Raw genomic sequence first — 24,893 nt, forward strand, 5'->3', positions numbered from 1 at the left:
TCACCACTGACGAATGCTGTTTTATCTTCTTAATCCCTGCACAAGCACCAGCATCACAAACGAAATGCCAACCATACTCGCAACCCAGAGCCAGGCCATCTGCATATTGCCGGATTCGATCGCAAGGTAAATAGCCGTTGAGGCAGTTTGCGTTCGACCCGGGATATTACCGGCAAACATCAGGGTTGCACCGAATTCTCCGAGTGCTCTTGCAAAGCTTAAAATAAAGCCTGCTATAATTGCTTTCCAGGCAAGCGGGATCGAGACCAGCAGGAAAAGCTTCCATTCCCCTGCACCATCTACCCGTGCTGCACGTTCGATATCCTCATCAATCGATTCAAAACCGGTTTTAGCTGACTGATACATAAGTGGAAATGCCACCACAACAGCCGCAATCATTGCAGCCCACCATGTAAAAATAATCGGCTGCTGAAACAGCCATTCAATGAACTGACCGGCAGGACTGTTTCTGCCAAAAATCACAATTAATAAAAAGCCGACTACTGTTGGCGGAAGAACCAGTGGCAAGAGGAAAATTGTTTCAATGATGGGTTTACCCCTGAACTGCCGGTTCGTCATGATCCTCCCTGCAATGAGACCGAGAATCAAAACGACCAGACTCGCAGCAGTGGCAATTTCAAGTGACAGTCTGAGCGGCGACCAGAAATCTGAAGGCATCTGCTAGTTCAGCCTTTTGAAGCCAAGCTCTTCAAAAACTGCCATCGCTTCATCACTTTGGAGATAATCCAGGAAGGCTGCTGCATCTTCAGCGTGCTCTGCACCTGATAGTACACCTGCCGGATAGACAATCGGGCTGTGCCATTCTTCGTCTCCTGTTGCGGCAATTTTTAACTGATCACCTGCAAGCGCATCAGAATGATAGACAACCCCTGCCTGCACGTTACCGGACTCTACATAAGTCAGCACCTGGCGGACATCTTTTGCAAAAACAATCTGCTCCTGCAGTTCCTCCCAGATTCCAAGCTCCTCAAACACTTCCTGACTGTACTGTCCTGCAGGAACGGTTTCCGGTGTTCCGATCGACAGACTTTCAGCTTCTGTCAAATCTTCAAATGTTGCAATATCAAAATCATCGCGCGGGACTATCAAGACAAGTTCATTTGCAATCAGACGCACACTGTCCGACTCGTTAATCACACCATCAGACACAAGGTCATCAAAATGATTTTCAGCAGCTGATATGAACAGGTCAACTGGTGCGCCCTGTGAAATTTGCTGTTTCAGGCTGCCGGACCCCCCATAATTGAAAGTCACCTCTATACCTGTCTCAGCTTCAAATTGCTCTTCTATTTCTGACATTGCATCCTGAAGGCTGGCAGCAGCTGATACCGTCAGCCCTTCGCTGCCTTCTTCCGGCATGCTGGTGCATCCACTGACAAATACCAGCGCACTAAGTCCTAACAACCATTTCTTCATGTCCTAAGTCTTCCCTCCGAAAATAAGTTGTTATCAGTATAGCAGAATTCCAGTCATGATGATTGAGACTCACCTTTTACAAATTAGCTTTGTTAAAGCCCAATGTGTTTTAGCACAGCTGGTGATTGCAGCGGAAATCAACAGCCAGATTTAACAGTGCCTACAAATTAAAAAACCCATCCTTCGCACAGGAGGGGTTTGAAGACAGCTTTCAATCGGCAACAGTGCTTACTGTTTGACGATATTCAGCTGGCGGCAACAGCACGATATTTTCTTTGCGCTCAATAATGGTATGACACCGTGCAATGAATTGACGGACAAGCTCAATGATAGAAAGGACTTCTTTAGGAGAATAATGAATCTGGTGGGCATGCTTTTTCAGATAGTATTCAGCTTCATTACCAAGTTGTGAGATTAAGCAGGTCAGATATGAAGTGGAGCAGCCCAGTACAACGACTTGAGAGGTTAAAGCAGACAAGTAACGTTCTTCTTTGACACTCAGGCTGTAACGGCGGTATGCAGTTGCTTTTAACAGATAGACTGTGTAGGAAAACCATACCTCAATTTTCTCACTGTAAGCATAAAAACGATATTCCTTTTCGGTCAGAAACTTTTCCAGCAGCTTCTCAGCTAATACAGACAGACTGAATACAGGAGGATGAAAGTTCTGATTTACGCCCATATCATTTTCCTTTCCTTACATATTTAGACCTATTTTACATCTTTCAGAAAATTCATTAAACTGATTATTCATACATTTAATCCATTTGTAATATTTGTTACAAAATGGTTATTTTTCTTGCTGACGCTTCCATTGTACTGATTCTTTTTCAAGCTGTTGAACAAAGTCATTTTTTCCGTCAATATAGCTTTCTATATGATTTGGATAAGCTTCAGCGAGTTTAACTTTTAAAGCACCATATTCCGCTGCTGCTTCAGGATGCTGCCGCAAATAATCACGTACTGCTAAGTGACGTTCTATTTCATCACTGCTCAACGGGTCATACATATGAACATGGTGCGTGCGTTTGTCTGCACCTTTTCTGAAGTACCGTCTGCCTGGAAGACCGTATTCTCCAAGCGCTTCATAACCTATCCTTTCCATTTGATGCGCCAGCTGATCTGCAACTTTAATATCTTTGAGGACAGGGAGCATATCAATAATTGGCTTCGCGTGCAGTCCTGGCACAGAAGTACTTCCAATATGATAGATATCAATCAGTTGATCTCCAAATATCACTTTTATTTTTTCAGCTTCTTTTTTGAAAAGATTAGCCCAATTACTGTTATATGCTTGAACAGTTACTTTCATGTCATTTTCCTCTTTCATTTACATGAAAAATAGACTGGCAGACGCAGTCTATTATTTCACCTTATATTTTTCAGTGGCTTCTTTAAAACGCTGTTCCGGCGAAATAGATTTGCGCTCAAATTCACTATGCATCGTAGAAATCAATAAATACCCGTGTACGATCATCGCGGCTAAGGCTGCACCAATCAGAATAAACCCTGCCGGACCGAGAAATGCCAGAGCGGCCCACATAACAGCACCACAAATAATAAAAATCATAAAAAACCCGATATCTCTCACCTCTTTTAAATGGAATAAAGTATGTTAATTGGTGAATATTATATCAGATTTCACGTCATGAATGGCTTGAATACGGATATCTCTCCAAATAGTCAGTACCATTTATATCAGGTATTTCGCATTGCGGATTTTTTTGTTTTAGTCACTTAACTTTAGTATACTAAAAGATAAGACAATCTCAGGAAGGATGATCGCATGAAACATTCTCTTCCAGACCTTATAGAAGCACAAAGAAATGTCCATGTGCTTTACTCATACGGTGAAAGAGAAATTTATCTTCAAACAGCTTTAACCTATATCTTAGACAGCATCAGTGCGAAAGAAGTAATCATTATGATCGAGAACGAACGGAATTTCCGCCAGCTTATGATCAGGCTGAAAAAACTGGTATCAGCTGAACAATTGGAATATCTTCACTTCATTAACAGCTTTGATTTTTATTTTTCCAGCGGTAATTATCATCCCCCGGCCATCACTGATTATTTTGAAAAAGAAATAGAACCTTATCTAAAAAATAAAACACCATTTCGTTCATGGGCACACGTTGAGTGGAACTCAACTGATACACCTGATCATCTGATACACGATCTGGAATCCAGAATTGATGATGCAGTGAACCAGATTGAATTCCCACTTATCTGCGCTTATAAAAAAACTAATATGCCTTCAAATCTGCGTTCCATCCTGATTCAATCACACCCGTACATACTTTCAGAAAATCTGTTAAGTCCTGATCCTGAGCAACTCACTGTAAAGGCCAGTGCAACTAACTTTGAGCAAAACGGATAATATGTTCTGCTAATCTCTTACCTGAAATATAGGCACTTTCAACCCGGGTGTGTCCTGATGGATCATCCGGCTCGAGAAAAGCGTCCCCGCATAGCCAGACCGGATGCTGCTCGAGCTTATAGTAAGGAGCTTTGAACACCTGTTTTGCCTGGGCATAGCGCCAGCGCTTCAGCTGCTTTGAGGCAATAGACAGATCGCCAAGTTGTTCTATTGTCAGACGAACGACCTCTTCCAGCGCTTTATCTTCACGGTCAAACCATTCTTCACTCCACTCACCAGTCATATATATGCTTAAAATCGGGTTTTTAGAAATTCCTTTATCCTCATTATTTACAATTTTAAGGATGCCATCAGGCAGATCCTGATCCAGCAGACCATATTCACCGACCTGGATGTTTTCATTCAACTCTACTAACCCTACCAATGCAGGTTCAAATATGTACTCTTTAAGTTTTTGATCCGCCTGTGTCAGATTAAGTGATGAACCTCCAAGCAATTCTGATGCCTGAGGGATAGGAGCCGTTAATATGACAACATCATAGTGCAGTTGTTCAGAAGCTGTAAGCACGATACTACCTTCTTTGGCCGTGATTGTTTCAACCTTTTCATTCAGACGCACGTCTAATCCCTCTGCGAGATATTTACCGATTTTGTTCATTCCGTTTAAGCCTACGTAACGCGGGTAAGGGTCCGCAACAAACCACTCCTGCACGACGCCTGCTGTCTGCCACTCTTTTACTTCCTCTTTCAGTTCATCTGAACGGACAGTGAAATAGACTGCCCCGTGATCAGCCTGACCGTCATTGATTCTTCTAGTCGCCATCCTCCCGCCAACACTTCTGCTTTTTTCAATAATTTCGACCGTGTGTCCTGCTGCCTGTAAGTCTCTTGCTGCGATTAAGCCCGACATCCCGCCGCCGATAATACCGATTTTCAATATGATCTTCCCCTCTCCTACGCTTTATCATTGTAACGGAAATATTTTACACAGACAGTTATCAATATGCTACACTCTAATGGAATTTACTGTTATATACAAAGGGGTGTCATGATGTTTAAAGTGGGTAGTGTGTTTATTCCCGTAACTGATCTTGAGTATGCGGCCAAATGGTATCAAAAGCATTTTCATCTCAGATTGATTGAACATTTTGAGGGCGGGGCAGGATTTTACTTTCCAGACAGTACTGTTCAACTTGGACTGATCAAAACAGAATCTCCACAAGATCCCCATTTCATAGATCATCTTGGACAAAAAAATTCATCTTTTAACTTTGTTGCTAATGATATCGCAGCTGTTCATGCTGATTTTACAAATGAAGGGATAGAGGTCAGTCCGGTCAGTGACTTTGGCGGAATGAAATTTTTCGATTGTCAGGATCCAGATGGCAATATTCTTAGTATTGTTGAAGAAGTTCCTGGGTCACCCTATCATTCTGATGAGATTAAAAAGCTTCAGAAAAAATAATCGAAAAAACATGTGACCACTCTTGCTGTCACATGTTTTTTTGATTACTTATTATGAGTACTGCTTATTCAATTCTTTATCTTTATACATATTTTTATCTGCCGTAGAAAATAAATCCTTCATTTGTCCTTTTGATGAAGGTGTATATGCCGCGCCGATTGAAAGATAAATACCTGCTTCTTTACAGCATGCTCTTACGCGTTTCATCTGTTCTTCTAAATGATCTGCATCAATGTTCTGAAGCAGCACGACGAATTCATCTCCGCCAATTCTTGCTGCGATGGCGGGTTCATCTACACAGCTTTTCAACTGGTCAGCCGCTTTTTTGATCAGTTCATCCCCGGATGTATGACCGAATGTATCATTCGTATACTTGAGCTGATCGAGATCACAAAGCAGTAAACCTGCTGACATTGACTGTTCTTCGTCAAGCATTTCAAAGATTTCTTTAAAATATGTACGGTTATACAAATCAGTCAGACTGTCATGATGCAGTTGATACTCAAGTTTTTCCTGCATGATGACACGTTCATCTATATTTCTGAGCATTCCCTGAAGTGCAACCAGTCTTTCATTTTCATAGATCGGAGTAGCATACTCTTCAAACCAGCGGTATTCTCCACTCTTATCTTTCCAGCGCTGAATAATCGGCTGATTAAAATCCACATCTCCAGCAATTTTCTTTAAAAGCAGTTCTTTATCATCCGGATGAACATCCCTGAAAACAACCTCAGCATTCACATAAGCATCTTCATTACTGCCTTTACCAAAAAAGTTTTCAGCAGATGGGCTCAAATATTTAAACTTCGTGACTGGATAGACTTCAGCGTAATACATAAAATCGTTTGGCGTCTCGATTAGATGAATGAACTGCCTGTGATGGTCAATGAGTTTAACATATTTTCTATTTAAACGAATATACAGCCACAGGTTTAGAGCACCCGCAAACAGCACGACTGCAATCACTAAAAGCATAGCCTGAGTTTCGCCCATCATCCTCACCGCCAATCATTCTCAGAATTTTCCCTATTATTTACTATACTCTGCTAAAGCATCAGGGGCAACAAAGGATTGGTCATATAAATGAAGAATTATCCAATATGTGAAAATTACCCTTTCGAATCATTTACTCACTAGTACCGGAAACTGAAAAAGGTGCCCAGCTATCAGCTGGACACCTCTTACTTTACTTCTATTGATTATAGTCCTTTCACAGCTTCTGATACGTCTGTATCTCCGCCGATCACCTGAAATTCTTTTCTGATCGTTGAATCATTTTCAAGAACTGCAAGCAGAACACGCGCGACATCCTCACGTGGAATCTCACCGCGGTCAACTGACTGTGCCGCCTTTACTTTGCCTGTTCCATCATCATTTGTCAGACCGCCCGGATGAACAATAGTAAAGTCCAGTTCAGTGCCGCGGAGCCATTCATCTGCATAATGCTTTGCAATCACGTATGGTTTAAATGAATCCGGTGCATTTTGAATTTCTTCACGTGTTGTATCATATGAGCTAACCATAACATAACGCTTCACGCCGGCTTTTTCAGCTGCTTGAATCGTCTTAACTGCAGCATCAAGATCAATGGTAGCTGTTTTGTCATCACCTGTATTCGGGCCTGATCCGGCAGTAAATACAATCGCATCTACTCCGTTAGCAGCTTTTACCATATCATCTACTTCACCTTCAAGGTCTACTAATACAGTTTCAGCACCGAGATCCTCAAAATAAGATTTCTGCTCTTCTTTACGGATCATCGCCCGTGCTTCAAAATGATCTGTTTCCTGAATCATCTTTGTTAAGTGTTTACCAACCTGTCCGTTTGCTCCAATAACTAATACTTTCATCAATAACATCCTCCTAGAATAAATTACGATTTAATAAGTTCTGTTTAAGCTGTTTAATAAGTAAGCTGGCCAATCAATCTGCTATTTCAGATTCTTTCTGATATATGAGATCGTTTTTCTCAGCTCTTTTGCATGCGGGCGTCCAAACGGGTTTGTCTGACGCTGCTGATATAATACTTTTCCGTGCTCATTCAGCAGGAAGTAGGCAGGTTCAGCATGCTCGCCGTGATCTTCATACGGTCCATCTTCCCCGTGATAGTACACGTCATATGCCTTCAAAAAGCTGAACTCTTCATCAAGCAGTACAGGGAAACTGAACTGATGATCTTTCATCATCTTTTCAAGACTGCTTTTTTCATCATGTGTAATAGTAAGTAATTGAATGTTGTGCTTATCAAAATATCCCACTGTATCTTCAAGCTCATCTAATTCCTCCATACATGCAGGGCACCATGAGCCGCGGAAGTATATTAATAGGAACCATTTTTCATCGTTTTTTTCAAGCATGTCAGCTAAATGGTATTCTTTCCTGTCCAAACCAGTGAGTTTGAAATCAGGCGCCTGATCATTCAATTTAAAAACACTCATTTTATCCCTCCTGAAATTCTGCATATGACATGTTTACCCGGCCGAAATGATTTTAAGCAATTCGATGTGCCACGCATTTCCCTCATCTTTTTATGATTTGGCTATGTTAAAGCCCAATGTTGTTTTAGCACAGCTGTTGATTGCAGCGGAAGGGGGACGACTCCAGCAGGAGAAGCGTGACAGGTGAGACCCCGCAAGCGCCCCGCGCTGAGGAGGCTCACCGCACGCCCTGCGGAAAGCGTTCCCCCTGGAGCGGAAATCAACAGCCACCTTTAACAAAGCTTATGATTTAAAAAATAACGCAGATAAACGTAAAGAGAAGCCGGTTTGCAGCCGGCTTCTCTTTATTGTTTTAACCAGTATTTAATCCGCGCACTTCCAAGTACAGCGATAATCAGCAGCGTGACAATCATAAGTGCCCAGATACCCATCTGGCCCGCTTCTCTGATTTCTTTTGATTGTGTAAAGACAAAAATCAGTGCTCCGATAAATGCAAGGTAGAACAGAATATTCGGGATGATCCAGAAAATCACCAGTCTCTTTGGGCTCATTGATAACACTCCTCTTCAGACTGAACAATATCAGCACTCTTTCAGTTACAATTCGAGCCGTACAGTGATAATTCCTTCTGTTAGATCATATATAGCTGCCTACAAACTCCCATACCTTATTCCAATAAGTTTCTGGATCAACCTTTTCAGCCTCACCGTGCCCCGCTCCTTCGATAATCAGCTGGTCTTTTTCAACATCAGCCGCTTCATATACATCATCAAGCATCTCAAATGGTACAAATGTATCCGCATCCCCGTGAATAAATAACGTAGGTGTTTCACTCTTGGCCACCTGATCAACAGCGGATGCCTCGTATAAATCATAGTCAGCACGAATATTTGTAACAGTATTGGCAGCATTCAGCACCGGAAATTCCGGCAGGCCAAACAGATCATCCAGCTGATAAGTAAAGACGTCACTCACTGAAGAATAGCCGCAGTCTTCTACAATTACTTTTACATTCTCAGGGAGTTCTTCGCCTGATGTCATCATAACGGTCGCACCACCCATTGAAATACCGAACAGCGCAATTTCTGCATCAGCATTCATACCAATCACTTCGTCAATCCATTTCAGCATATCCAGACGGTCATGCCATCCCATCCCGATATATTCACCTTCACTGTCCCCATGTCCACGCAGGTCAGGAGCAAGTACGTTATATCCCTGTTCATGAAAGTTTCTAATATATCTTGTCATACCCGAAGCATCCATCATATAGCCGTGTGCCACAATCGCCCATTTGTTACCGGCTTCGTCGTTCTCATAGACATCAGCTGATAACTTAAGTCCATCATCTGATGTAATCGAAAGGTCGTCAGGCTGGTGTTCCTGTTCAAACGCCTCATCAGCCGCACCGAGCGCTTCCGCCACCTCAGCCATGACTGCCTCGCTCTCAGCGAGATTAGGGTTCCCTTCAAGAAACTCTTTTTCATCCTTGGCGCTGAGTGCGTAGTTGTAAAAGTAATTTCCCACTGCTCCATATATTACTACCAATAAGACTAAGAAAACTGCCGGTATGACAATCCATTTCTTTTTCATTTTGACATCCTTCCATTATTTCCTTATCTTTTCATTATATCTTTAAGACTCAAAAGAATCTTCTTTTACTGCTTCAAAAAACGCGTTATTCTTTACTCAATGAATGAAAAGGAGCAACCTTATGACTCAACAACTAATTACATTATCAAACCGCATTTCCTACCTTACACCTGTTGGGCCAACTGACCGGCCGATCTTAATGTCAGTAACCGGAGACAGACATACATTGATGATTGACAGCGGTAATTCTAAAGCCCACGCTGAACTTTTTTTGAAGACATTGAAAGATACAGGGAAACCTCTGCCTGATCTGACAGCAGTTACACACTGGCACTGGGACCATATTTTCGGACTTGCCGCTCTTTCAGTTCCTTCTATTGCATCTGAGGACACGAAAAAAGCAATGGAAGAGCTGACTGATTTTAAATGGGATGATGAGTCACTGGATGAGCGGGTTGCCACTGGTGTGGAGATTCAGTTTTGTGCAGATGCGATTCGTGAAGAATTTAAAGAGCAGCGTGACATTGAAGTCGTTTTACCTTCTGTTACATTTGAAGATGAGCTGACAGTTGATCTGGGCGGGGTGACATGTGTGTTAAAGCAGGTCGGCAGCGATCATGCGAAAGACAGCACAGTGGTATATGTAAAAGAGGAAAAACTACTCTTTCTTGGCGATGTAACCGCTCCGCTCATGTATGCACCAGTCTGGCATTTTACAGCAGAAGAGACATTGAAGCTGCTTGACCAGTTAGATCAATTCGACGCAGATACATATGTGATCTCCCACTACAAACCAATTTCGAAAGCGGAATATCAACAGGAAGCAGCACTATTAAGAAAAGCTGCGTCCTTGGTGACTGACTATCAGGGTGACCTTGAGCAGATGAAGGCTGAGCTTTCATCACACTATGACAGGCCTTTGTCTGAAGATGAAATAGAGATCCTCGTTTATTTTGCTAATGGTGTAGCATAAGTACATTCACAGCACCTCTATATTAGAAAATCAAACGCCGCTTGATTATGCTTTTTTCAGGTGGTGATTGAATTGACTGATCCGAAAAACGGTAAATGGATCATGGGCCAGACCTGGAATGACCTGCTATTTGCCCATTACCCGGTAGAAACTGAGAAATTACGCCGCCTGATTCCCGACTGTCTGAGGTTAGATACGTACGGGGGACAGGCATGGGTTAGTGTTGTACCGTTTGAAATGAGCGATATCCACTTCAGGGGATTAGCCGCATTGAAATACCGGAAGCGGTTCAGTGAGCTGAATGTCAGAACTTATGTCACTTTTAACGGTAAACCGGGCATCTACTTTTTTAGTCTGGACGCCAACAGCCCGCTCGCTGTGCAACTTGCAAACTTATCTTACGCCCTGCCTTATCTGCATGCGGATATGAATGTTCAGAAGCATGGAGATACAATTAATTTCAAAAGCAACCGGACCGATAAGCGAAAACCAGCAGGCTCTTTTGAAGGAAGGTATGCACCTGATGGAGATCCTTTTCAAACGACATCCGGGACGCTCGCTTGGTGGCTGACTGAAAGATATGCGTTATTTACAGTAAAAAATAATAAGATTTTAAGAGGCTCCATTTTTCATGAACCGTGGACGCTGCAATCCGCAAAAGCTTCATTTACGCTGAACAATGTTGCTGAAAGTGCAGGTATTGAGTTGCCACAAACGCCTCAGCTTCTCCATTTCGTGCGGAAGCTGAACGTACGTGTCTGGCCTCCTGAGCAGATTGGCATTTTTCATAAAGAAAAGAGATCCGGCACATGACCGGATCTCTTCTGCATTAAGATAGCTTCAGTTCTTCACCCTGAAACATCTGCACAGAAAGCGGCGCAGCAAGAAACGCCGGTGCCTTTTCTACAAATGCTCTGAAGTGAGCACTTTCATTATGGCGCTGAGCAGCGTCCATTCCTGTCCAGAGCTCTACCATGGTAAATGTGTGCTCCTGTTCAATATCTTTTTTTAACGTATAAGAAACATTGCCTTCCTCCTGCTGGGAAGCTTTTGTTAAAAGCTTCGCTGCATCAAGAAATGCCTGTTCTTCTGAAGGCTTTACCTGTAATTGTGCAAGTGTAATAATCATTTATTTTCCTCCTTTTCTTACTTCCATTGAGCGATTTCTTCAATTGGCAGACGGACAGATTGATAACCCTTTTCTGCTGCCTGTCCAATGGAGATCAGCATAACCGGCTGATAGCGTTCTTTATCCATTCCATACGCCTCAGCAATCTGATCTTTTTCATAGCCACCGATCGGGTTCGTATCATAGCCATGAGCACGCGCAGCAAGCATCAGCTGCATGGACACAAGACCCGCATCGATCAGATTCATTTCTTTCATCTGCTGTTCAGGAACTGCACTAAGCATGCCTTTAATTCCAGGTACTTGACGGTCTCTTACTTCAGCAGGCATTAATCCTCTTTCAACCGCTGTATCATAAATATCTTCAATATATGCAAGGCTGTTCATATCTACAAATACTGCGATCACAGCAGAAGACGTTTCCACCTGTCTTTGGTTGAACTTCGCAAGCGGCTTAAGCGTTTCTTTTCCTTCCGCGCTGTCAATTACAAGAAAGCGCCAAGGCTGAAGATTAACAGATGATGGCGCAAGTGTTGCCTCTGTCAGAATCTCTGTCATTTCTTCTTTACTGATTTTTACCGATGGATCATACTCACGGATTGAACGTCTGCCTGTGATAATTTCTTTAAAGTCATTTGTGATTGTTTTATTCATTGTAAAAACTCCTTATATTTAAATTACTCGTTAAAATCATTTACATTCTGCTGAATCCTTGCCAGCTTATCTGATAAATCATTGATTTCTTCATCAGTGAAATCTTTCAGAACGTGCTCAACAAAGCGGTCTTTTTCAGTTTTAAAGAAATCAATCTGGTCTCTCCCCTGCTTTGTCAGCCTGACAAAGGTGACTCTGTTATCAGCAGGATTTTTCCTGCGTGAAACCATACCTTTTTCTTCAAGCTGCCTGAGATGTCTCGTTACTGCAGCGTTGTCAATACTGACTTCCTTCTGCAAAGCTGACTGATTAATTTCATCCACTTCAAAAAGTGCATTCAGCAAGTCAAGCCGGGACTGACTCATACCTGTGCACCTCTCAAATTTCGGACTCATGAATCTATAAATATCGTTTAGTTGATAGATGACCTTTCCTTTTTCTGAACAATTCTTCCTCAAAGCATGCACCTCCTGATGATCATTGAGGGGTCAAATAATTACTTAAAGCTGTTTAATTAATCGACTGTGATACTATAACACCTGATCATTTGAGGGGTCAAAGGTTTTGCTTCATCATAAGAAAAAGCCTGTAGGATGCCTTTTCTTAAGACATCTTACAGGCTTTGATTCATTTGAAGATTTTTAGCTCTGTTAAAGGTGGCTGTTGATTTCCGCTGCAGGGGGAACGCTTTCCGCAGGGCGTGCGGTGAGCCTCCTCAGCTTCGCCTGCGGGGTCTCACCTGTCACGCTTCTCCTGCTGGAGTCGTCCCCCTTCCGCTTCAATCAACAGCTGTGATAAACAGCATTGGGCTTTAACATAGCCAAACTTTTAAAAAACTAATAATCTCCCTCAGCTGCCATTGCATCTGCTTTTGTCTGATGAACGGTACCAAACGGGTGATTTGGCGGAGCATAGATCGAATACAGCTTCAGCGGCATACAGCCGGTATTGGTCAGATTATGCCATGTCCCTGCTGGAATGACGATTGCACAATCTTCAAATACATGGCACATATAATTCATTTCATCTTTTTTAGCACCCATTTGTACCAGGCCTTCTCCATGCTCCACTCTTAAGAACTGATCCACATTTGGATGCATTTCAAGCCCGATACACTCTCCCGGCATCAGGTTCATAAGGGTTACCTGGAGATACTCTCCTGTCCATAGTGACCGGCGAAATGCATTGTTTTGCATCGCGTCGGCATGAATATTCGTGACAAACGGTTCAGGTCCATGATCCCTCAGATTGTAATCGTGTCCCTGGCAGTGATAATAACACTGGTGATCCGGCATAGCCATCTGACCGGGCATTTGTTGATATCCGTTATGCATATGCAACGCATTCAAATCCTTTCACACGTGATAACCTATTTTATGCCCGGATCTGCAGAGTGTTCATCACAGCGGTCATTTACAGGATTGAAAACTCATCATTCTTCAAATCAGTGATCAGCATATGTCCCGGAGCATGGGTAATCATCAGGCTCGGCTTTACCTCCATGGCAACTGCCTGCGGTGTCACACCACATGCCCAGAACACAGGAATTTCTCCGTCCTTCATCGTCACAGCATCACCAAAGTCAGGCTGATTCAGATCCTGAATACCAATTTTAGATGGATTTCCGATATGAATCGGTGCTCCGTGAACAGATGGAAATCTGCTTGTGACCTGAACCGCTCTGATCGCCTGCTGCTCAGTCATCGGACGCATACTGACAACCGTTGGACCTTCAAAACGGCCGGCTTTTGTACATTGAATGGAGGTCTTATACATTGGTACGTTGCAGTTTTCTTCTATGTGTCTGATCGGAATCCCATTCTTCATCAAAGCCTCTTCAAAAGTAAAACTGCAGCCAATTAAAAAGCCGACCATATCATCTGTCCAGAGGTCAGACACCTCATCGCGTTCTTCTGTGAATTGTCCGTCGCGATAGACACGATATTTTGGAATATCCATCTTCACATTGCTGTACGGTGCCGCAATCGCTGCAGCCTGAGCACCCTCTTCAATGACATCAATGATCGGACATGCCTTTGGGTTCCGCTGACAGAAAAGCAGGAATTCAAAAGCGAGCTCCTTTGGCAGGACTGCAAGGTTCGTTTGAATATAACTGTTTGTCATACCGGAAGTAGGCTTTTTCCATTCGCCGTTTCTAATCATTTCTCTTGCTTTTGTGGGAGTCAGCTCTGAGATGTTCATATTATGAATGCCTCCTGAATCGAATTTTTAAGCAACTTTATGCTTCAGATCATATCACACTTCCATAATTGGTATTTCTTTTCCTATGGCCTTCCACTACAATATAAACAGGTATAAAGTCAGGAGGAATTCTATGAAATCCATAGCCGGCTTATTGATTGCATTCATCGGTATATTTTTAATAAATCTGACCGTGGATGGGTTTGGCGTGTTAGGAAACGATATTATGCATGGCACGGGGCTGGTCATTGCGATGGGCGGGATGTACATGGTTTTTAAAGGTCGTAGTCACGGGGGAAAAGAGGATATGAAGCAATGAAGATATTACCTGCTTTTATTACAAGTATAATTGTGGCCTTGTCTGTCATAGCATTCACGTTTTTTTTCATTTTCTCACAGGTTACTCACGAAGATGGTCAAATTGACAGTGCTGAAGCAGGCGGGTACCAGCTTTCCATTATTCAGGATCAACAGGAGAGGGCATTTCAGTGGACCGTCAGTAATGGAGAACAGAAATTAAAAATGAATGAAACAAACGTAAATGAAAATGATTTACTGGGATACAGAGACGCTGTTTATGGAATGGACAGGACTTTTTCAATCGCTATGATCGCTGGTGCATATATTCTTATTTCTCTGATTGTTAGTCTGGTCTTTTTTATCCGCAATAAGCAGGAGCGAAGCAGCCCGCTGATCCTGATTATAGGTGTGATGGTTGGGATAGCGGTGTATACCCTTGCTTCAAACACCTTGGAATATCAAACTGCTCTGCAGGATGCAAAGTACTATTTTTTCCGGTTATCACAGGGAGCAAGATCTTAGAGATCACTTATGCTTCCTGATGATACAGAATGTTCCCCGCCTCATCGCTCACAATGACTTCTGCAACTTCCGCCTTCATGTCACTTTCATTCAGGAGGAAAGCACCACCGTCTCCATCAGTTATCGCGCTATCAGAAGTCCCGTCAGCATATTGAACGGTCACAACATTCGCCTGACTGCTTAATTCCTCATTAAATACCACACTCGCTGCCACTATGTCACCGCTGATCACTCTCACCATAACCCGATCACTTTCTGTCCAGGCATAGGGCGTGAAGTCACTGTCATATTTCGCAGTGAGATGTGAAACCTCATATAACCCTTCCTCCACTAAAATAAACGTCATGTCATCTCCGTTTTTAACAGCGATCGGATCGAGTTCATGCTTCTTAACGAAACCTTCCACCTGCTCCTCAGTCAGTGCACTGTTGTGGAAAATGCCTGTGATATTGATTATTGTCACAATAAATACACCAAAGATAATCGCTTTCAATACTTTTTTGTTCACTGATGCTCCCTCCTGATCCGCTTCTTCTGAAAGATCTGTCCGCTGTGTCGTGCTTCATGCTCGATCAGATGATAAATGACCCACTCGGGCGTTACATCATACTCCTCTAATTCTCTTGAGGTCCGCCAGTCAATGTCATTCATCTGCTTAAAATGAAAGCATAAGGTGTCTCTGACTTTTTGCAGTCTTTGTATATGCTGTTCAACTGATTCACCTTTAAATGGCTGCAGCTTGCTATCATCCCAGCTCTCATCAGGAAACAAAGCTTCAATCTCACTGTCCCAGTCTCTGCACAAAACTTCTCCATACAGCCAGCCTGCCTCCACAGCCGCAATATGATACAGCAGAGTCCCAATCGAATGAAGTCCATCATCGTCAGCATCTAATTCATCCTGACTCAGATCATGAAGCCTGGAAACAAGCGTCTGCCGCACATCCTCCAGACACCAGATCTGCCGCCCAATATCCGGTGAGTAGCCTGGTAATGTTTGAATGGATAATTGTTCTTTTGACATAAATGAGCCCCCTGCTCTAGTTAATAATCAGATTTTTACATCAGTCATTTAACTTTCCTCAAACTCCCCCTGTTCCTTTAAATATGCTGCGTCCTGTTCGCTAATTGAAAAATACTCCACTTGATCCCAGCCTTCACCTGCGCGCTGGCCAATGACAGCACCTTCTCCGTCGAACCAGACTCTGGCTTCAATCAGACCGGTTGAATCTTTCGGGTTCAGCATCCATATATACATATCCGCAGGATCAGCGTCTGTTGCTCTTTCAACTGGCTGCTTATTCATAAAAATCATCATTGTATTATCGACTACATGCTGCTCTTCAAGATCGGTATAAACTTTTTTGATATCAATCTGTCCAGGATCCTGAGCGTAGTCATTGGCATAGCCAATCCGTACTTCTCTGGATACTTCTACAGGATTAAGAACCTGATTTGTAAAATATCCTCCGAAGAATAACAGTACAGCGATTACTGTAAATCCGATCGTTTTAAGTATCTTCAAAACGCGTCCTCCTTTGTAAAACTTTTCTAAGCCATATTTACGGATCATTGTGATCAAAGTTACATGACTTATTGGAATTTCTGGTATTTTAAGTATACATGATTGAATTGTCTGAAAAACACCCCGAGGTCAAAAAGTCATAAAATTTAGTGAAACCTGTTTGATAAAACTGATGTCTATAAGGTATAGCAGAGGAGGTTTGCCATTGGAGAAGATGAATGAGGAGACGTTGAAAGGTCATATGTCCGCACACGGCGAATATCTGATCCGTCTGGCATACATGTACGTAAAGAGCTGGCAGTCTGCAGAGGATATTGTGCAGGAAGTGTTTGTCATCTTTTACCGTAAATCTGACCAGTATAGAGAACAGGCTTCTGTCAAAACCTATTTGGCAAAAATCACAGTGAATCTGTGCCACACACATTTAAAAAACTGGAAAAACAGAATCAGCCTATTTGCAGGAAATGCGTTCAGCAGTTCCTCTGATTGTGAAACACCAGAAACCCTTTTAACGGGTAAACAGCTCAAACATCATGTTGCACAGACCATTCTGCAATTGCCTATTCATTATAGAGAAGTCATTCTTCTTTATTATTATCAGGAATTTTCGGTGACCGAGATCAGTCATATTTTAGATTGTCCTGAAGGAACAGTAAAAACCCGTCTTTCACGGGCAAGAGCTACACTGCGCAAAAAGCTGGATCAGTCTGATATGGAGGTGATCTGAGTGGGTGAGTATAAACAAGAGATTGATGACATGATTGGTAGTGACCCGCGTTTTACAGATGAATTGGCAGACCGGATTCTTACTCAGTCAAAGAAAAGCAGCCGGCGATTTACTCCCCGGATTAGAGCAGGTCTTGCTGCTGCAATTGTCTTTGCAGGGATGAGTGTTGTGACATTTACAATGCTTTCAGATGATACAAGCGGACCCGGTCAGGAAGAAACTTCCCCTGCTCAGCTCGATAGCGTCATCACTGACACGGAAACTTCAGAAGACGTGCCTTTAGTAGAACCTACTGAAACGTCATTGCTGATTGATTGGGGTCTGGATAGTATGGATCGCGGTGATCATCACTACATGACTTACATTCAAAACCGTCAGCTTGTCGTTGAAACAGACGGGTACCACCTGACACGCGGGACTGTCATCTATTTTGAAACACCAAAGTCACTTCTCAAACAAAATCCTCAGGCAGAACCCTATCAGATCGCCAGAGTTGTTGGCGTGCCTGGTGAGACTGTAGAAATTTCAGATGGGAAGGTATATATAGATGATCAAAGGCTGGACACCTTTTATGGAGAAGTGCATACAAGAGGTATGACTCATGAAGAATTATTGCAAATTGACAGATCTGATAACCCGAATGATTATAGCACTGAAGATTGGTATGAATTCTTTTCGGTTGATATGCCCGCCATTACAGTGGACGAAGATTCCTTATTTGTGATCGCTGATAATTGGGGGCGCGGCTATGACAGCCGGGATTTTGGCTTACTAAAGCATGGAGATGTAGCAGGTGTTGTGATGGGATATGAGAAGTGAGTTTGGCAGACGAAGTCTCATATCATGAAGTGTGCACTGTCCTTCATGATATGAACCTGCCTACCATACCTGATCAAGCTTGTCGCTATAAAACAGAATGGCTTTTTTATATGTTAAAATCGACTCATCATTTGTCGTATGAACCAGAGCGTGAAGCAATACTTCCATCGCCTGCTGGTAATTCCCAAGATTATATAGAACCATAGAATAGAATACTTTGAAATGTTCCATCTCAGGAAAAGCAGCCATTGCTACTTTAAAGGTGGCAGCTGCCTCACCATATCTTCCCAGCACGCGATAAGTACTTCCCAGACCCAGATATGCACCTTCAAGCTCCCGGTCAGGCAGTCCGATTTCTATTGCCCGCTCATAATGCGGCACTGCTTCTTTTTCAAGCCCCAGATTGTCATAGCACCAGGCCATCTGATACTGGTACACTGCATTATCCGGTTCTCTTTCAAGCGTATGCTCCATAAGATCTCTCGCTTCTTCAAATCGTTTTTCTTCCCTCATTTTCAATAATGTTTCAAGCATCGGAACAGTTCCCCTTTTTATAATCGATCAGCCAACTCCAGCAGCTCCGCCAGGTCCTCTATTACCGCGCTTGCTTCAGCTGGCCCCCAATGCATGTCCTTTTTCCACACGGTTTTCATCCCGACATTATGTGCGGCCTTTATATCATTCAGCGGATGATCTCCAACAAAGATTGCTTCTTCTGCTGTTACTTCCAGCTGTGATAAAGCCTTGTTGAAAATCTCGGGATCAGGCTTTCTTAGATTTTCGCATGCAGAGATCAAAATCGTATCAAAAAATGACTCAATCTCAAGCCCTTTAATATTATCCATTTGAAACTGACAGCGGCCGTTTGAAATGATTCCAAGTTTCAGCCCTCTGTCAGTCAGGGCTTTTAATGTGATGTGGAGTTGTTCAAACCCAATACAGTGATATTTGAACTGATCCAGATAATCCTGATGCAGCTCTTCCGGATCTGTACCATTCAGTTCAAACTCATCGATCAGCTGACTGTATACTTGATCCTTCGACACATACCCTTTCGCATCTAATTCAACAAACCTTTTGATGTATTCATTCTTAGGAATTTCATGAAAGATTGTTGCATACCTTTCGTATTGATCTTCGAGTAACTTGATCAATGAAGCATCACGATCGAGCAGCGTTCCATCTAAATCGAATAAGATTGCTTTTAGCATATACCCATCACTCCACGACTATATTTCCAACCTATTCTCCGTGCACGTTCCCTTCAAAAACGACAAACATTCCTTTACCAAACCGTTTTACATTATTCACCTGTAGCCCTGCCTCCTCAAACAGTTGAATCGTAGGACGGTTGAGGTGGCAGCCGTCACATACCACTTTCCATGCCGGCGTGAGAACATCCTGCACTTTTCCTGCTTTTTCATGTTCAAGCTTCACATGTTCGAAAAAATGAAAAGTCGCTCCAGGCCTGCTTACCCGCTTCATTTCCTGCAGGGCCTTTACGGGATCAGGAATCGTGCAAAACACCAACGTTCCCGTGATCGCATCGAAAGACTGATCAGGAAACGGCAGCTTTTCAGCTTTAGCTGTATATGTCTGAATCGGGACCGTTGCACGCCTTACTTTTTCTGCTGACCTTTCAATCATGTCAGGGTTCGGTTCAATCGCCTCCACGTAAGAGGCCTTCTGATAAAAGGGAAAATTCGCCCCTGTGCCAAAACCGATTTCAAGCACGTATCCTTCTATATCTCGCAACAGATTTCTTCTAATCCGTTCAATACCTGCTTTCTCAAGAGGTGCCATCACTACATCATAAACCGCGGAAAATAACTTCCCCATATGTGATTCACTCCTATTCTCTCAGTATGGTTTTATTATTTCACGATTCGGCAGGAATCACTCATTTTTTGGAGAATCTATTAAATTACCTGATTCATGTAGTCAGGAATATAAGTAAATGAGGTTGTTAAATGGAAAAACACACATTGTTATTTGAGCAGTCCAGGGCAGATAGTAAGATATTCAGAAAGGATTATTCCCTGTCAGAAGAACTGAAGGATGTATTCTTCGAGAATGTCTACACAGGTCTGAACAATTACGTCCTCAAGCATCACATTGTCTCGATATATCCCGATTTTCTTGAATTTGCAAGAACCTGCGAAGCAAGACCTGAAAAAGAAGAATATGCTGCATTCCTCTTCTACTGGTGGCGACTCCTCGATGATACGCATAAAAATCCCGCTTCTAACATTTTCACAGAATTCCACGCAGAACATTTTGCCTTCTTCAAAAAGCACCCTATTTTTCTTTCCTGGCTCAATCAGGCGAAAAAAATTACACCTGGTTTTTATTTTACAGCAGGTCATATTGGATCAAACGGCTGTACACTGGTCGATCTTAAAAGTAAAGAAGTCATCCATGTCATGTTTCCTTCAAACACACTTCCCTTTCCACGTAAAGGTACAGTGGTCTCCTGCATTCTTCTGCCATTCGCTGAACATCTTCATCTGCCACTTGCCGTTTATCCATTCGAATACAGCACCCGGGAAGAAATCGCACCCCACATTCATCACTATTACAACGAACTCAAAGATGAAAAGGATCCCTACATGGTCTGGCTTCAGATGTTTATGTCTTTACTGCTGGTCGAAAAATATACGTTGTCAGGTGAAGAACCATGGAAAGATTAGCACGAGCGCCTTGGTGTTAAACTCTGACGCCCGTCATACAGCATTTATTTTACGAACTTCACAAACCGCTTCTTCCCGATCTTTAATACGTCATCAGTCATTACAACCCTGTCCAGTTCTTCAGCCGTGATTTTTTGCTGATTCAAAGAAACGCCATTCTGCCTGATCATTCTGACCAGCTCACTTTTACTTTTCACAAAGCCTCTCTCAACCAATTGAGGAATCACATCTGCAAGCAGATCTTTCTCCAGATCAACTAAGATTTCCGGAATGACATCAGGAATATCATTCTGCTGAAAAGCAGTTTCAAAGTAATGCTTTCCAGCTGTGGCACCTTCTTCCCCGTGATAAAGAGCAGTAATATGACGTGCAAGCTCAAGCTTAATATCACGGGGATTCTCATCATGATCAAGCCGGTTCTTTATATTCTGCACGTCATCCGGATGTACATCAGTTGCCAGTTCAAAGTACTTAATAATCAGCTGATCCGGTACCTCCATCACTTTTTTGAACATCACTTCAGGCGGCTCCTGCACACCAATATAATTACCAAGGCTTTTGCTCATTTTCTCAATTCCATCAAGCCCCTCGAGCAATGGCATAAAAATGGCGATCTGTTTCTCCATTCCTACATGCTTTTGTAAGGTCCGCCCCATCAGAATGTTAAAAGTCTGATCTGTACCTCCAAGCTCAATGTCAGCTTTCAGTTCGACAGAGTCCTGGGCCTGCATTAACGGGTAAAAGAACTCATGCAGCCCGATTGGCGTCTGGTTGTGGTATCGCTTCTGGAAATCATCTCTCTCTAATATTCTGGCAACAGAGGTTGAAGCAGCGAGTCTGATTACTTCTTCAAATGTCATATTTGCTAACCACTCACTGTTAAACCGCACTGTTGTCTTTTCCTGATCAAGCACCCTGAAGATCTGATCAGTATATGTGAGTGCATTCTCTTTTACCTGTTCATCACTAAGGGGTATCCTTCCTTTCGCTTTTCCAGTGGGATCGCCAATACGTCCGGTGAAGTCACCGATCAGAATAACTGCATGATGACCAAGATCCTGCATTTGCTTAATTTTCCTGAGGACCACTGCGTGACCAATGTGAATATCAGGAGCAGAAGGGTCGAGTCCCAATTTGATCGTTAACGGCCGCTGTTCCTTAAATGATTTTTCGAGTTTTATCATCAATTCTTTTTCATCTACAATGCTTTCTGCACCTTTTTGGATGATCTTCATTTGTTCTTCCGGATGTAATAACATCTTCACTTCATCTCCCTGTCCTATTCATTTGTATCGCAAGGTCTATAAGAGCAAACAAAAACGCCCCTTAGGGAAAATCCCTAAAGGACGTGAATTGGACACGTGTTACCACCTTTGTTCGAGCACTGTTCACACAGCACTCCTCTGTCAGTACGGCTTCACATAAGCGATACTGCTGCATTGATCACGGTCGCAACCCCGGTGCATCCTACTGTTATTTCAGCGCACAGCTCCCAGATGTATTCACTCCGACTCCACATGCGCCTCTCATCTCCCGGCAGCTTTCTGTCTGTTTCCGTCAAAGTTACTCGTTCTGTTCATCGCTTTTACTCTTATACTCCGATATGTCTGAACAAATCTTAGTTATGCAGATATTATATGCAATTATAAGTAACTGTGAAAAAAAGTCAACTGTATATCGCTCAGATTAACTTTTTTATCAACTGCTTAAAACTTCACACTAAACCCATTAAACTCATGAATACCTGTACCGAACCGTGCCAGATCATGCTCCCGTAAAAATATCGCCGCATTTTTCGCTTCCATCAGGATTTCCGGATCAAGCCCCACAGAATTATGTGACCCAAATACCTTTGTCACTCCCTTAAGCGCAGCAATCTTTTCCCACGACTCAATCAGCGCCCCTGGATCTGTAGACGGATAAAAAGCGTAAACCGGCGTTTCATCATATAAGGTGTCTCCCGTAAACAAATAACCATTCGTCTCATCAAAAATTGAAATATGTCCGGGTGAATGCCCGGGTGTATGAATGATGTGGAGCTTTCTGTTTCCGAGATCTATCATGTCCCCATCTTCAAGCAATCCTGTAGGCTCACCAGTAAACGGCTCATACGTTTCAGGGTCAAATGAAGGTGGTACAGGCTTGGTAATCTCTTTGCTGATCCCTTTTCTGACCTGTTCAATCGATAATCCGTCAATCCCCTTCGTAAGCCATCTCTGATCAGCTCTATGAACATAAATATGTTCAAAGGAACCATGCCCCCCAATGTGGTCTGTATGAACATGCGTTGTGATAACATAAATCGGTAACGTGGTAAGCTGATCTGTCACTCTTGTAATATCATCAATTCCCAGCCCTGTATCAATCAGCACTGCCTTTTTCTCACCAATCAGCAAAAAAGAATGCACCTTTTCCCAATGTCCGTACTCACTAATCGCAAACGTGACTGCATCAATTCTCTCAACCGTAAACCAGTCATCAGTCAGCATTGTAAACGTTCCTCCCCTCTCATATTAGATCCAAGAATTTTTATGAACTAAGACATTCAAGTTAGTCAGACAGTTAGAGGCATCTCTCTAATAAACATTCATTCCCTCTTCCTTTGATGTGCATACCTCTGTTATAATATCTGATGGAGAGTTTTGAACAACTCTGCGCCATCAGGTTATTCCTGCAAAATAATATGATAGGTGGAAGAAAAAAATGGATTACAGAGTATTACTTTATTATCACTATACAAAGATCGAAGACCCTGAAGCAGTTGCTGCAGAGCACCTCGATTTCTGTAAGGAACTTGGTCTGAAGGGCCGGATTTTAGTTGCGCATGAAGGCATTAACGGTACTTGCTCAGGTACGATCGAGCAGACTAATGCCTATATGGAGGCAATGAAGAACAATCCTTTATTTGAAGGGATCGTATTTAAGATTGATGAGGCTGAAGGTCACACATTTAAAAAAATGCATGTGCGCCCGCGTCCTGAGCTTGTGAATTTAAGTCTTGAGGATGATATTAATCCGAACGAATTAACAGGCCGTTATTTGTCACCGAAGGAATTTTATGAAGAAATGCAGCGCGAGGACACAATTGTTCTTGACGCGCGTAACACATATGAATATGATGTCGGTCACTTCCGCGGCGCGATCCGTCCGGATGTTGAGACATTCCGTGATCTGCCTAACTGGGTAAGAGAAAACCGTCACATGCTTGAAGGCAAGCGCGTGCTTACGTATTGCACAGGTGGCATCCGCTGTGAGAAGTTCTCAGGCTGGCTTGTAAAAGAAGGCTTTGAAGATGCTGCCCAGCTTCACGGCGGGATCGCAACGTACGGAAAAGACCCTGAAGTAAAAGGACAGCTGTGGGATGGCCAAATGTACGTATTTGACGAGCGCCTGACTGTTCCTATTAACCAGGTTGAACATGTAGTTGTAGGCCGTGACCACTTTGACGGCACACCGTGTGAGCGTTATATTAACTGCTCAAACCCGGATTGCAATAAGCAGATCCTTGCACATGAAGAAAACGAAGCGAAGTACCTTGGCGGCTGCTCAATTGAGTGCGCGAAGAACGTTCGCAACCGTTACAGCATCCGCATGGGCTTGACTGGCGAAGAAGTTGAAAAGCGTCTTGCTGTGTTAGAAGAAGAACTAACTGCAAAACAAGGCTAATTATTAGATAAAGCTGCAGATGAGATGATCTCGTCTGCAGCTTTTTTAATCCCCAATTGATCGATAACCCCTAACAAATGATCTACCTCCAAAGTAAATGGTGACAACTAATAAGATAATGGCTATGAGCATTTTTCCGGGACTCGGCTCACCAAAAGTCCGATTATAAAAATCAGCAAGCGAAAACCCCATCCATTCCAGCAACCATGGTATAAAGAACAATCCAATCATCAGACCAAGTGTCAGGTTCATGAGATACTTTTGTTTTCTACTCATCTCCCTCTCTCCTTCTGGTTCATTCGTGCTTATTTTCAGAATTTACTATACAATTGTAACATATGAAAGCGTTTTATTAGAAATCATTTCCTTTTAAAA

At 42.8% G+C, this 24,893-nt stretch carries 35 protein-coding genes and 1 other annotated feature; of the genes, 10 read left to right on the forward strand and 25 right to left on the reverse strand.

The window, feature by feature from the left end; all coding sequences use genetic code 11:
- Positions 1-21: 21 nt before the first annotated feature.
- The 5 genes from modB to KP77_RS04810 form a co-directional block, all read right to left on the reverse strand.
- Positions 22-678 carry a molybdate ABC transporter permease subunit gene (modB, locus tag KP77_RS04790; RefSeq protein WP_041121561.1) on the reverse strand — a complete coding sequence of 219 codons (657 nt, stop codon included), beginning with the start codon at positions 676-678 and terminating at the stop codon, positions 22-24.
- A 3-nt stretch (positions 679-681) separates the two neighbouring features.
- A complete protein-coding gene (gene modA / locus KP77_RS04795; RefSeq protein ID WP_041121562.1) occupies positions 682-1,437 on the reverse strand; it encodes a molybdate ABC transporter substrate-binding protein in 756 nt (251 codons plus the stop codon).
- A 211-nt stretch (positions 1,438-1,648) separates the two neighbouring features.
- Complete coding sequence (locus tag KP77_RS04800; protein ID WP_041121563.1) at positions 1,649-2,119, reverse strand: hypothetical protein; 471 nt, start codon at positions 2,117-2,119, stop codon at positions 1,649-1,651.
- Positions 2,120-2,227: 108 nt separating this feature from the next.
- Complete coding sequence (locus KP77_RS04805) at positions 2,228-2,749, reverse strand: GrpB family protein (protein ID WP_041121564.1); 522 nt, start codon at positions 2,747-2,749, stop codon at positions 2,228-2,230.
- A gap of 51 nt (positions 2,750-2,800) precedes the next feature.
- Complete coding sequence (locus KP77_RS04810; protein ID WP_041121565.1) at positions 2,801-3,007, reverse strand: hypothetical protein; 207 nt, start codon at positions 3,005-3,007, stop codon at positions 2,801-2,803.
- A gap of 216 nt (positions 3,008-3,223) precedes the next feature.
- On the opposite strand from KP77_RS04810, the gene KP77_RS04815 reads away from it, so the two are divergent.
- Positions 3,224-3,817: an MEDS domain-containing protein gene (locus KP77_RS04815; RefSeq protein ID WP_052473973.1), complete on the forward strand. Its 594-nt coding sequence runs from the start codon at positions 3,224-3,226 to the stop codon at positions 3,815-3,817.
- On the opposite strand, the gene KP77_RS04820 is transcribed toward KP77_RS04815, so the two are convergent.
- Entirely contained in the window at positions 3,795-4,754 is a 960-nt protein-coding gene (locus KP77_RS04820; protein WP_235420668.1) for an NAD(P)/FAD-dependent oxidoreductase, read from the reverse strand. The two genes, KP77_RS04815 and KP77_RS04820, sit on opposite strands and share 23 nt — an antisense overlap.
- Before the next feature lie 111 nt (positions 4,755-4,865).
- Here KP77_RS04820 and KP77_RS04825 point away from each other — a divergent pair, with 111 nt between their 5' ends.
- Complete coding sequence (locus KP77_RS04825) at positions 4,866-5,282, forward strand: VOC family protein (RefSeq protein WP_235420669.1); 417 nt, start codon at positions 4,866-4,868, stop codon at positions 5,280-5,282.
- Between the two features lie 51 nt (positions 5,283-5,333).
- On the opposite strand, the gene KP77_RS04830 is transcribed toward KP77_RS04825, so the two are convergent.
- The 5 genes from KP77_RS04830 to KP77_RS04850 all read right to left on the reverse strand — a co-directional run bounded on the left by KP77_RS04830 (position 5,334) and on the right by KP77_RS04850 (position 9,313).
- Positions 5,334-6,278 carry a sensor domain-containing diguanylate cyclase gene (locus KP77_RS04830; RefSeq protein ID WP_084218589.1) on the reverse strand — a complete coding sequence of 315 codons (945 nt, stop codon included), beginning with the start codon at positions 6,276-6,278 and terminating at the stop codon, positions 5,334-5,336.
- Between the two features lie 203 nt (positions 6,279-6,481).
- Positions 6,482-7,132 (reverse strand): SDR family oxidoreductase, encoded by a 651-nt coding sequence (locus KP77_RS04835; RefSeq protein WP_041121569.1) that lies wholly within the window; start codon positions 7,130-7,132, stop codon positions 6,482-6,484.
- 81 nt (positions 7,133-7,213) lie between these two features.
- On the reverse strand, positions 7,214-7,720 hold the full coding sequence (locus KP77_RS04840; RefSeq protein WP_041121570.1) for a peroxiredoxin family protein: 507 nt from the start codon (positions 7,718-7,720) through the stop codon (positions 7,214-7,216).
- Positions 7,721-8,064: 344 nt separating this feature from the next.
- Positions 8,065-8,271: a hypothetical protein gene (locus KP77_RS04845; protein ID WP_041121571.1), complete on the reverse strand. Its 207-nt coding sequence runs from the start codon at positions 8,269-8,271 to the stop codon at positions 8,065-8,067.
- 85 nt (positions 8,272-8,356) lie between these two features.
- Entirely contained in the window at positions 8,357-9,313 is a 957-nt protein-coding gene (locus tag KP77_RS04850) for an alpha/beta hydrolase (protein WP_041121572.1), read from the reverse strand.
- Between the two features lie 121 nt (positions 9,314-9,434).
- Between KP77_RS04850 and KP77_RS04855 the strand changes: the two genes are divergently transcribed.
- Both KP77_RS04855 and KP77_RS04860 read left to right on the forward strand, forming a co-directional pair.
- Positions 9,435-10,286: an MBL fold metallo-hydrolase gene (locus tag KP77_RS04855; RefSeq protein WP_041121573.1), complete on the forward strand. Its 852-nt coding sequence runs from the start codon at positions 9,435-9,437 to the stop codon at positions 10,284-10,286.
- Positions 10,287-10,358: 72 nt separating this feature from the next.
- The gene (locus KP77_RS04860; RefSeq protein ID WP_235420670.1) at positions 10,359-11,099 is read left to right on the forward strand and encodes a YqjF family protein; all 741 of its coding nucleotides are present in this window, start codon (positions 10,359-10,361) and stop codon (positions 11,097-11,099) included.
- A gap of 16 nt (positions 11,100-11,115) precedes the next feature.
- Here KP77_RS04860 and KP77_RS04865 read toward each other — a convergent pair whose 3' ends face one another.
- From KP77_RS04865 to KP77_RS04885, 5 genes are all read right to left on the reverse strand, one after another.
- Positions 11,116-11,415, reverse strand: a complete 300-nt coding sequence (locus KP77_RS04865) for a putative quinol monooxygenase (RefSeq protein WP_041121574.1) — start codon at positions 11,413-11,415, stop codon at positions 11,116-11,118.
- A 17-nt stretch (positions 11,416-11,432) separates the two neighbouring features.
- The gene (locus KP77_RS04870) at positions 11,433-12,068 is read right to left on the reverse strand and encodes a nitroreductase family protein (protein ID WP_041121575.1); all 636 of its coding nucleotides are present in this window, start codon (positions 12,066-12,068) and stop codon (positions 11,433-11,435) included.
- 23 nt (positions 12,069-12,091) lie between these two features.
- The gene (locus tag KP77_RS04875) at positions 12,092-12,526 is read right to left on the reverse strand and encodes a MarR family winged helix-turn-helix transcriptional regulator (RefSeq protein WP_041121576.1); all 435 of its coding nucleotides are present in this window, start codon (positions 12,524-12,526) and stop codon (positions 12,092-12,094) included.
- Between the two features lie 378 nt (positions 12,527-12,904).
- Positions 12,905-13,369, reverse strand: a complete 465-nt coding sequence (locus KP77_RS04880) for a cupin domain-containing protein (protein ID WP_052474000.1) — start codon at positions 13,367-13,369, stop codon at positions 12,905-12,907.
- A 112-nt stretch (positions 13,370-13,481) separates the two neighbouring features.
- On the reverse strand, positions 13,482-14,270 hold the full coding sequence (locus tag KP77_RS04885) for a putative hydro-lyase (protein WP_041121577.1): 789 nt from the start codon (positions 14,268-14,270) through the stop codon (positions 13,482-13,484).
- 133 nt (positions 14,271-14,403) lie between these two features.
- Here KP77_RS04885 and KP77_RS04890 point away from each other — a divergent pair, with 133 nt between their 5' ends.
- Both KP77_RS04890 and KP77_RS04895 read left to right on the forward strand, forming a co-directional pair.
- Positions 14,404-14,589: a hypothetical protein gene (locus tag KP77_RS04890; protein ID WP_041121578.1), complete on the forward strand. Its 186-nt coding sequence runs from the start codon at positions 14,404-14,406 to the stop codon at positions 14,587-14,589.
- Positions 14,586-15,092, forward strand: coding sequence for a hypothetical protein (locus tag KP77_RS04895; protein ID WP_041121579.1), 507 nt, complete (start codon positions 14,586-14,588; stop codon positions 15,090-15,092). The genes KP77_RS04890 and KP77_RS04895 overlap by 4 nt, the downstream gene beginning before the upstream one ends.
- A 7-nt stretch (positions 15,093-15,099) precedes the next feature.
- On the opposite strand, the gene KP77_RS04900 is transcribed toward KP77_RS04895, so the two are convergent.
- The 3 genes from KP77_RS04900 to KP77_RS04910 are packed head-to-tail and all read right to left on the reverse strand — an operon-like array spanning position 15,100 to position 16,616.
- The gene (locus tag KP77_RS04900; protein WP_041121580.1) at positions 15,100-15,600 is read right to left on the reverse strand and encodes a hypothetical protein; all 501 of its coding nucleotides are present in this window, start codon (positions 15,598-15,600) and stop codon (positions 15,100-15,102) included.
- Positions 15,597-16,115, reverse strand: coding sequence for a DinB family protein (locus KP77_RS04905; RefSeq protein WP_041121581.1), 519 nt, complete (start codon positions 16,113-16,115; stop codon positions 15,597-15,599). Before KP77_RS04905 ends, KP77_RS04900 begins: the two co-directional genes overlap by 4 nt.
- A gap of 48 nt (positions 16,116-16,163) precedes the next feature.
- On the reverse strand, positions 16,164-16,616 hold the full coding sequence (locus tag KP77_RS04910) for a hypothetical protein (protein ID WP_041121582.1): 453 nt from the start codon (positions 16,614-16,616) through the stop codon (positions 16,164-16,166).
- 214 nt (positions 16,617-16,830) lie between these two features.
- On the opposite strand from KP77_RS04910, the gene KP77_RS04915 reads away from it, so the two are divergent.
- Both KP77_RS04915 and lepB read left to right on the forward strand, forming a co-directional pair.
- Complete coding sequence (locus KP77_RS04915; protein WP_235420680.1) at positions 16,831-17,343, forward strand: RNA polymerase sigma factor; 513 nt, start codon at positions 16,831-16,833, stop codon at positions 17,341-17,343.
- Positions 17,344-18,162 (forward strand): signal peptidase I, encoded by an 819-nt coding sequence (lepB, locus tag KP77_RS04920; protein WP_041121583.1) that lies wholly within the window; start codon positions 17,344-17,346, stop codon positions 18,160-18,162.
- A gap of 60 nt (positions 18,163-18,222) precedes the next feature.
- Here lepB and KP77_RS04925 read toward each other — a convergent pair whose 3' ends face one another.
- From KP77_RS04925 to KP77_RS04935, 3 genes are read right to left on the reverse strand one after another with little or no spacing between them, the layout of a single operon-like run.
- Complete coding sequence (locus KP77_RS04925) at positions 18,223-18,696, reverse strand: tetratricopeptide repeat protein (protein ID WP_041121584.1); 474 nt, start codon at positions 18,694-18,696, stop codon at positions 18,223-18,225.
- Positions 18,697-18,713: 17 nt separating this feature from the next.
- On the reverse strand, positions 18,714-19,373 hold the full coding sequence (locus KP77_RS04930) for an HAD family hydrolase (protein WP_041121585.1): 660 nt from the start codon (positions 19,371-19,373) through the stop codon (positions 18,714-18,716).
- Between the two features lie 31 nt (positions 19,374-19,404).
- Entirely contained in the window at positions 19,405-20,001 is a 597-nt protein-coding gene (locus KP77_RS04935; protein WP_041121586.1) for a class I SAM-dependent methyltransferase, read from the reverse strand.
- A 131-nt stretch (positions 20,002-20,132) separates the two neighbouring features.
- Here KP77_RS04935 and KP77_RS04940 point away from each other — a divergent pair, with 131 nt between their 5' ends.
- Positions 20,133-20,852: a hypothetical protein gene (locus tag KP77_RS04940; RefSeq protein WP_041121587.1), complete on the forward strand. Its 720-nt coding sequence runs from the start codon at positions 20,133-20,135 to the stop codon at positions 20,850-20,852.
- A gap of 44 nt (positions 20,853-20,896) precedes the next feature.
- Here KP77_RS04940 and tyrS read toward each other — a convergent pair whose 3' ends face one another.
- Together tyrS and KP77_RS04950 are read right to left on the reverse strand one after the other, a co-directional pair.
- Entirely contained in the window at positions 20,897-22,111 is a 1,215-nt protein-coding gene (gene tyrS, locus KP77_RS04945; RefSeq protein ID WP_041121588.1) for a tyrosine--tRNA ligase, read from the reverse strand.
- Positions 22,112-22,191: 80 nt separating this feature from the next.
- Positions 22,192-22,441, reverse strand: a binding site (T-box leader).
- Between the two features lie 117 nt (positions 22,442-22,558).
- A complete protein-coding gene (locus KP77_RS04950; protein WP_041121589.1) occupies positions 22,559-23,341 on the reverse strand; it encodes an MBL fold metallo-hydrolase in 783 nt (260 codons plus the stop codon).
- 214 nt (positions 23,342-23,555) lie between these two features.
- On the opposite strand from KP77_RS04950, the gene trhO reads away from it, so the two are divergent.
- Positions 23,556-24,518, forward strand: coding sequence for an oxygen-dependent tRNA uridine(34) hydroxylase TrhO (trhO, locus tag KP77_RS04955; RefSeq protein WP_041121590.1), 963 nt, complete (start codon positions 23,556-23,558; stop codon positions 24,516-24,518).
- Between the two features lie 45 nt (positions 24,519-24,563).
- Here trhO and KP77_RS04960 read toward each other — a convergent pair whose 3' ends face one another.
- Positions 24,564-24,794: a hypothetical protein gene (locus KP77_RS04960; RefSeq protein ID WP_041121591.1), complete on the reverse strand. Its 231-nt coding sequence runs from the start codon at positions 24,792-24,794 to the stop codon at positions 24,564-24,566.
- Between the last annotated feature and the right edge of the window lie 99 nt (positions 24,795-24,893).

The sequence above is a fragment of the Jeotgalibacillus alimentarius genome, assembly GCF_000829445.1.
GTDB lineage: Bacteria > Bacillota > Bacilli > Bacillales > Jeotgalibacillaceae > Jeotgalibacillus > Jeotgalibacillus alimentarius.

Excerpts from the sequence above, each read along its gene's own strand:
- KP77_RS04850 (WP_041121572.1), bottom strand. The coding sequence starts at position 9,313 with ATGAAAAAGAAATGGATTGTCATACCGGCAGTTTTCTTAGTCTTATTG.
- KP77_RS04840 (WP_041121570.1), bottom strand. The coding sequence starts at position 7,720 with ATGAGTGTTTTTAAATTGAATGATCAGGCGCCTGATTTCAAACTCACT.
- KP77_RS04865 (WP_041121574.1), bottom strand. The coding sequence starts at position 11,415 with ATGATTATTACACTTGCACAATTACAGGTAAAGCCTTCAGAAGAACAG.
- KP77_RS04845 (WP_041121571.1), bottom strand. The coding sequence starts at position 8,271 with ATGAGCCCAAAGAGACTGGTGATTTTCTGGATCATCCCGAATATTCTG.
- KP77_RS04810 (WP_041121565.1), bottom strand. The coding sequence starts at position 3,007 with ATGATTTTTATTATTTGTGGTGCTGTTATGTGGGCCGCTCTGGCATTT.
- KP77_RS04855 (WP_041121573.1), top strand. The coding sequence starts at position 9,435 with ATGACTCAACAACTAATTACATTATCAAACCGCATTTCCTACCTTACA.
- KP77_RS04940 (WP_041121587.1), top strand. The coding sequence starts at position 20,133 with ATGGAAAAACACACATTGTTATTTGAGCAGTCCAGGGCAGATAGTAAG.
- KP77_RS04835 (WP_041121569.1), bottom strand. The coding sequence starts at position 7,132 with ATGAAAGTATTAGTTATTGGAGCAAACGGACAGGTTGGTAAACACTTA.
- trhO (WP_041121590.1), top strand. The coding sequence starts at position 23,556 with ATGGATTACAGAGTATTACTTTATTATCACTATACAAAGATCGAAGAC.
- KP77_RS04815 (WP_052473973.1), top strand. The coding sequence starts at position 3,224 with ATGAAACATTCTCTTCCAGACCTTATAGAAGCACAAAGAAATGTCCAT.
- modA (WP_041121562.1), bottom strand. The coding sequence starts at position 1,437 with ATGAAGAAATGGTTGTTAGGACTTAGTGCGCTGGTATTTGTCAGTGGA.
- modB (WP_041121561.1), bottom strand. The coding sequence starts at position 678 with ATGCCTTCAGATTTCTGGTCGCCGCTCAGACTGTCACTTGAAATTGCC.
- KP77_RS04895 (WP_041121579.1), top strand. The coding sequence starts at position 14,586 with ATGAAGATATTACCTGCTTTTATTACAAGTATAATTGTGGCCTTGTCT.
- KP77_RS04890 (WP_041121578.1), top strand. The coding sequence starts at position 14,404 with ATGAAATCCATAGCCGGCTTATTGATTGCATTCATCGGTATATTTTTA.
- KP77_RS04925 (WP_041121584.1), bottom strand. The coding sequence starts at position 18,696 with ATGCTTGAAACATTATTGAAAATGAGGGAAGAAAAACGATTTGAAGAA.
- KP77_RS04880 (WP_052474000.1), bottom strand. The coding sequence starts at position 13,369 with ATGGCTATGCCGGATCACCAGTGTTATTATCACTGCCAGGGACACGAT.
- KP77_RS04825 (WP_235420669.1), top strand. The coding sequence starts at position 4,866 with ATGATGTTTAAAGTGGGTAGTGTGTTTATTCCCGTAACTGATCTTGAG.
- KP77_RS04885 (WP_041121577.1), bottom strand. The coding sequence starts at position 14,270 with ATGAACATCTCAGAGCTGACTCCCACAAAAGCAAGAGAAATGATTAGA.
- KP77_RS04915 (WP_235420680.1), top strand. The coding sequence starts at position 16,831 with ATGAATGAGGAGACGTTGAAAGGTCATATGTCCGCACACGGCGAATAT.
- KP77_RS04905 (WP_041121581.1), bottom strand. The coding sequence starts at position 16,115 with ATGTCAAAAGAACAATTATCCATTCAAACATTACCAGGCTACTCACCG.
- KP77_RS04950 (WP_041121589.1), bottom strand. The coding sequence starts at position 23,341 with ATGCTGACTGATGACTGGTTTACGGTTGAGAGAATTGATGCAGTCACG.
- KP77_RS04930 (WP_041121585.1), bottom strand. The coding sequence starts at position 19,373 with ATGCTAAAAGCAATCTTATTCGATTTAGATGGAACGCTGCTCGATCGT.
- KP77_RS04805 (WP_041121564.1), bottom strand. The coding sequence starts at position 2,749 with ATGAAAGTAACTGTTCAAGCATATAACAGTAATTGGGCTAATCTTTTC.
- KP77_RS04870 (WP_041121575.1), bottom strand. The coding sequence starts at position 12,068 with ATGAATAAAACAATCACAAATGACTTTAAAGAAATTATCACAGGCAGA.
- KP77_RS04960 (WP_041121591.1), bottom strand. The coding sequence starts at position 24,794 with ATGAGTAGAAAACAAAAGTATCTCATGAACCTGACACTTGGTCTGATG.
- tyrS (WP_041121588.1), bottom strand. The coding sequence starts at position 22,111 with ATGTTATTACATCCGGAAGAACAAATGAAGATCATCCAAAAAGGTGCA.
- KP77_RS04935 (WP_041121586.1), bottom strand. The coding sequence starts at position 20,001 with ATGGGGAAGTTATTTTCCGCGGTTTATGATGTAGTGATGGCACCTCTT.
- KP77_RS04830 (WP_084218589.1), bottom strand. The coding sequence starts at position 6,278 with ATGATGGGCGAAACTCAGGCTATGCTTTTAGTGATTGCAGTCGTGCTG.
- KP77_RS04800 (WP_041121563.1), bottom strand. The coding sequence starts at position 2,119 with ATGGGCGTAAATCAGAACTTTCATCCTCCTGTATTCAGTCTGTCTGTA.